The organism is Neoaquamicrobium sediminum (genome assembly GCF_040970315.1).
Classification (GTDB): domain Bacteria; phylum Pseudomonadota; class Alphaproteobacteria; order Rhizobiales; family Rhizobiaceae; genus Aerobium; species Aerobium sediminum.
The window spans coordinates 1-5,604 of sequence record NZ_JAZHFV010000028.1 but is presented as its reverse complement, the minus strand read 5'-3'; the positions used below and the strand labels follow the sequence as shown (position 1 = coordinate 5,604).

The 5,604-nt window shown below is 60.0% G+C and carries 5 protein-coding genes; 2 read left to right on the top strand and 3 right to left on the bottom strand.

Translation table 11 applies throughout. The annotated features are described in order from the left end of the window. Window positions 1–1,044: 1,044 nt before the first annotated feature. The gene (locus V1479_RS26050) at window positions 1,045–2,448 is read right to left on the bottom strand and encodes an ATP-binding protein (RefSeq protein ID WP_296940826.1); all 1,404 of its coding nucleotides are present in this window, start codon (window positions 2,446–2,448) and stop codon (window positions 1,045–1,047) included. Beyond that, complete coding sequence (locus V1479_RS26045) at window positions 2,445–3,167, bottom strand: response regulator (protein ID WP_173194340.1); 723 nt, start codon at window positions 3,165–3,167, stop codon at window positions 2,445–2,447. The genes V1479_RS26050 and V1479_RS26045 overlap by 4 nt, the downstream gene beginning before the upstream one ends. Window positions 3,168–3,351: 184 nt before the next feature. Between V1479_RS26045 and V1479_RS26040 the strand changes: the two genes are divergently transcribed. Beyond that, complete coding sequence (locus V1479_RS26040) at window positions 3,352–3,882, top strand: EF-hand domain-containing protein (protein WP_173194338.1); 531 nt, start codon at window positions 3,352–3,354, stop codon at window positions 3,880–3,882. 210 nt (window positions 3,883–4,092) lie between these two features. Continuing rightward, window positions 4,093–4,479, top strand: coding sequence for a DUF302 domain-containing protein (locus V1479_RS26035; protein WP_173194336.1), 387 nt, complete (start codon window positions 4,093–4,095; stop codon window positions 4,477–4,479). A 292-nt stretch (window positions 4,480–4,771) separates the two neighbouring features. Here the strand turns inward: V1479_RS26035 and V1479_RS26030 are convergent, their stop codons facing one another. After that, window positions 4,772–5,203 carry a YncE family protein gene (locus V1479_RS26030; protein ID WP_244649390.1) on the bottom strand — a complete coding sequence of 144 codons (432 nt, stop codon included), beginning with the start codon at window positions 5,201–5,203 and terminating at the stop codon, window positions 4,772–4,774. Between the last annotated feature and the right edge of the window lie 401 nt (window positions 5,204–5,604).

Genomic DNA, 5,604 nt, shown 5'->3' with positions numbered 1-5,604 from the left:
TGGTCGGGGTCCACATGACATTCTCCAGGCAGGTCAGCAAACCGCTTGGAATCATGCGAACCTCGACCGCTCAACCCTTTTCGAAACGGCCTCTTAGAGTTCCTGCAACTCGCCGAATGCGGCGATGGCTGCCGTTTGGTTAGATGACTTCCGTTTGGTTATAAGGCTTTGCGAAAAACCACCCTCCGCCAAGTAGGCCTGTAGTTTCGCGACCCGGTGTTTTGGCCAAGCTGCTTGCGCTTGACGCGTTAAAACCGATCGGCATCTCGCGGTCCGTCGTGGCATTCGTCGTGGCCCCCAAATGCATGTCGCGATGCTAGCAGATCCACGGCGGGATTCAGCCAAACGACAGCCCGGGGGCGGTTCAAGCGAACGAACCACTACTGCGGGACACGCAACGTCTATCTGTCGAGGCGATCTGACGATTCCGATGTGCGAACCGAAGTTCAACCTCGTTCCAAATAGACCCAAAGTAATGCAGATAGAATGCCGCTTACGACCCCTATCTCAATGAAATTATTCCAAAATAGCATTAAAACATCCCACAGAAAGCTGGCCCCGATCAGCAAGCAAAGCTCACAAAAAGCACTCTGCGAATGACCCGACTGTCTACATACAGTGTGGGGAGAATCAAGCTCAAATTCACAGGCTGAGTAAATATTTTACCGGAGGAGCACGGCGTAATTGTGTTCACGGTTGGATCGAGCTCTCCGGAACGCCTTGGGCGCGGCGGTCAACCGGGCGTTAGAGCGCGATGGGGAGTGCTTTCGCGATAGGGATGGTTTCCGATCGGCCCTGCCGCCCTCGACCGGGTCGACCGGCGGGTTCGCCGCTGCCTGCTCCTGAGCTGGGCGCCTATCGGTGGGGACGCACTGACGGTCGCGGCGGGAGTATTGCGCGAGCCGATTTTGGAGCTTCGTCGTTCTGACGATCGCAACGACCGCGCGCTAAGTCGCGCTAACAGCCGCCCTGCAAGGCGACTTCGGATAATCGTTTTGCTTCAGGAAGTCTGCGCTGGCTTTTTCCCCTGACCGCCAGGCTGATTCACGTATCCCCGATCGGAAGCCGCACTATTGCGTCCAGCCCGCCTCCAGCCCGGTTCCGCAGCAGGACCGTTCCGCCATGCGCCTGAACAATGGTTCGGGCGATGGCCAGACCCAGACCAACCCCGCCCGTATCCCGGTTGCGAGACCCTTCCAGCCGCACGAAAGGCTCAAAGACGGCCTCAAGCTGATCCTTGGGCAATCCCGGACCCGAGTCGGCGATGGTGATGATGACCATTCCCGGTTCTTGCGTCAGGGTAACGTTTGCCACGTCGCCATAGCGGACGGCATTGTCGATCAGGTTGCGCAGGGCTCGGTTCAGCGCGTGAGGGCGAATGGTGACGGGCATCGGCTGCGATGGTGCGAGGTTCGCCCGATCCCCGCCCATATCGCTCACTATATTGGCCAGCAAAGCAGCAAGATCCACCGTGGCTTCGGGTTCCGCCCTGGCGACGCCGCGCGCAAATTCCAGCGTCGCCTCGACCATGGCCTGCATTTCCTCGACCAGCGACTTCAGGCGGACACTGTCCTCGGTTTCGTCCAACATCTCGATCCTGAGCCGCATCGCGGTAAGCGGAGAACGCAGATCATGGCTCAGCGCCGCGAGCATATGTGTGCGCTCGGTCACAAAGCGCGTCAGCCGGTCCTGCATCCGGTTGAAGGCCAGCGTGGTGTCGCGGACCTCTGATGGCCCGGTCATGGGCAGTGGACCAGCATCAAGGCCGCGCCCCAGCCGGTCGGCTCCTACGGCAAGCGCGCGCATCGGGCCCACGACACGCCGAGCCGTCCACCAAGCCACCAGGGCCACGGCAACGGCCATCAACAGCAGCGGCAACAGGGCCTTGGGCGAAAGTTGCGGACCCGGGCGATGGAACATCGTGCGCACATTCAGCCAATCGCCTCTGGCCAGGCGGATCGAAAGCGTCATTTCCACCGCTTCCGTCCGCCCGGCTATCATCGCGTCGTGCATGGGGCGCATTGCCGCTGGCATGCCGTCGGGCATCGGCATGCGAGTTATGGAAATGGCATGAATATCTGCCCGGATTTCACGTTCTGGACTGCCGAGGATTTGCCGGATCTGACCCAGAACAGAGTCTGCATCGTTACCATCGTGCGGTGCTTCAGGGGCAGGTGCCACTTCGAACCGAACCAGGGGTGAATCTGCCGCCCTCAGGATGGACGGGCGCAGATCTGCTGGCGCGTCGTCCAGCAGCAGCACGACATTCGCGGCGCGTCCCGCCACTTCGAAACCCAAGGCCGCCCGCACGGCGAGGTTGCGCTCGTCAGTCAGCAGCAGGAGGCCAAGCCCCTGCGTCGTGACGAGCGCCAAAAGCAGCATAGCCAGCAACTGGCCACCCAAGGACTGCGGGAACAGATTGCCCAAACGGGCGAAGCGCGCCTTCACGGCATCTCCCTTACATCGGCGGCGAGACTGTAGCCGCCTCCCCAGACGGTGGCGATAAGTACGGGCTTGGTTGGATCCGCCTCGATCTTGCGGCGCAATCGGCTGATCTGGTTGTCGATCGTGCGATCAAACACCTGTGCCGCCCGGCCAGAGGTGAGATCGAGTAGTTGATCGCGGCTGAGCACGAAGCGTGGGCGGGTCAGAAACACCGTCAGAAGGCGGAATTCGGATGTGGTCAGCGCGACTTCGGCGCCTTCGGTATCGATCAGTCTTCGCCTGTCGGTATCCAGAACCCATCGGTCGAAAGCCAGCCTGTTCCCGGCAATGTTGTCACCCGGCATCCGCGCCCGTTCGGACCGCCGCAGGATTGCCTTGATCCGGGCCAGGAGCTCGCGCGGGTTGAATGGCTTCGGCAGATAGTCATCGGCCCCGACCTCAAGTCCTACGATGCGGTCGGTATCATCCCCAAGTGCGGTCAGCATCAGGATCGGTATGCCACCCTGGGCGCGCAAACGGCGGCAGACTGATAGGCCGTCTTCGCCTGGCATCATTACATCCAGCACGATCAGATCGAACTGTCCCACCTTCATCGCCGCGTCCATCGCCAGGGCATTTGCCGCGGTCGTCGCACGCATGCCGTTCTTTTCCAGATACTTCGCCAAGGCATCGCGGATCTCGCGGTGATCATCGACAATCAGGATATGGGGCGGACTGGTCATCAGCATATCTCCTGGACCTGACCCTAGCCGATCCTGGGGGTCACGCGGGCGGAAGATTGTCGCAAACCTTCACCGGAACGGTGTTTGCGACAGTTTGATACAAATGGCCGTCCCGCCTGACAAACCTGTGGGACACCTGCACCCCAGATTGACCTCATCGCAGATCAATTCAGGAGTGATAATCATGAAACGTTCAACGAAGCTGACCCTCTCAATCGTTGCCGCCCTTGGGCTTGCGGCGGTTGCTGTGCCCGTCATCGCCCAGCAGGCGCAAATGCAGAATGGCGGTATGATGGGCGATGGCATGGGTATGATGCGTGGGCACGGCGGCATGAGGGATGCCGGCCATCACGGCATGATGGGCGGCGGTATGGGCATGATGATGGATGGGCACCAGAGCAATGCCATGGCCGCCTTTGATACCAACAAAGACGGTACGCTCAGCCCCGAAGAGATGACGGCAGGCATTCAGGCAGAACTCAAGACCTATGACACCGATACCAATGGCAAGTTGTCGTTGGAGGAATTCGCGGTGATGCATGCGGCCCACACCCGGCCGATGACGGTGCGCGCCTTCCAGATGCACGACGCCGACGGTGATGCGCAAGTGACCGAGGCTGAAGTGGCTGCCATGGCTGAAATGATGCAGAGCCACATGGCCGGGCAACAAGGCGGAATGCCGGCAACGGGCAAAGGCATGATGGACAACAACTGATATGAGTGCTGCCCCCGCCGCTTTGACGCAGGTCTGTTGTCGGGGGCAGAACCATCACGTGATAGGAAAATTCGATGATGAACGACTACGGTATGGGCTTGGGGATGGGGTTCGGCTGGCTTGGGACGATCGTCATTCTGGTCCTTGTGGGTCTAACAATCGCCGCCCTGATCAAGTATTTACGAAAATAACCTACAGGGAGAAATCGCCATGAATTATACGTTCAATCGGTTGGTAACCGGGGCGAACTTTGACGAGGTCGACGCCCGCACCCGGAAGGCGCTTGCGGACAAAGGCTTTGGCGTCCTGACCGAAATCGATGTCAAGGCGACTATGAAGAAGAAGCTCGACGTGGACATGCCACCCTATCGAATCCTTGGCGCCTGCAATCCTAAGATGGCGCATCAGGCCATCGGTATCGAGCCGCGCGTTGGCGCGATGCTGCCCTGCAATGTGATCCTGCGCGAGGTTGCAGGCGGGGTCGAGGTCAGCGCGATTGACCCGGTGGCCTCGATGCAGGCGATCGATAATCCTGCACTGCATGCGGTTGCGGGTCAGGTACGCGACCTGCTGGCCGAAGCGGTCGCTGCGATCTGACAGGCAGGCCCGCCGATCTCGGCGAGTCATAGCACGGCGGTAGCCGCGTCCGTTTCGAGCCCGAATTCGGCCGGCGCCTCAACGAGGTGACGGGGCGGCTCAAGGCTGCGGAGGTGCCATCGGTACGGTGTCTTTGGAGGGCGGCGTCCTCCACAAAGCAGGGCAGGGACGTCAAGAGTAGGATCCCGACAAGAAAAGTCCCTTGCGAAAAGCGGTTACGGCTGTGTTTCTCAATTCTGGCTTTGGTTTTGCCCGCGGGCGCCGAGACGGTCTCGGCACCCACGTTCGCGTATCAAGGGGTCTGGAAAGTAATCCCGTTCGGTCCCTTGCCGACTGTGTAGGTGTCGACGACCGACTGGCTTGCGACTGATATCCGCGAAACCGTGCCGTCGATGATATTGGTCACGAAAGCAAAGTCCCCGTCGCTGCTGACGGTCACCCTGTGCGCTCCCCGGCCAGTCCGAATCGTCTTGACGACCGTGTTGCTGGCGGTATCGATGACCGAAACCGCGTCGTCCGGCTCATCGTCGGTTCCCTGGTTGGCGACATAAACGAAGTGGCCGTCCGGCGTCCCATGCACCTGGATGGGTGACCGCCCGACATCAATACGCCCGGTCACCTCGCGCGTTACGGTATCAATGACCGCCATCTGGTTCGCGTCGCGCAGCGAAACGTGACGCGCCTGCCGTCCGGGACGAATCCCAACGGCCATGAGGATGGCCATGGCAAGGGCGAGCCATCGCGACGCATGAAATGCTCGCCTTCCAGATCGCCTACTGGACTGCCCAAAGCTATCGCATCCGAATTCAATCGATTTCGTCCTTCCTCGGGATGCGCAGGTTAAAATGTACGTTGCCATCATAGAAGGAACGCCAATGGTCCAGTTCGTCCAAGATCAAAGAGAGAACCGAATCCAAAAAAGGCAGGGTTGCGGCATGACCTTAAGAAAAGACGCAGCGATCAACCCCAACTCTGATTTACAGAAGAGGACCTGCCAGCCGCGCCAAGTTCTCGCAGATCTTGTAAGAGTCGGTTTCGAAACTCATGACTGGCGCGCCAGTCGCCTCACGAGGAGCATGACGGAAGCGGCGTAGAGGAAGGTTGCTGCTGAATTGATGGTGGCCT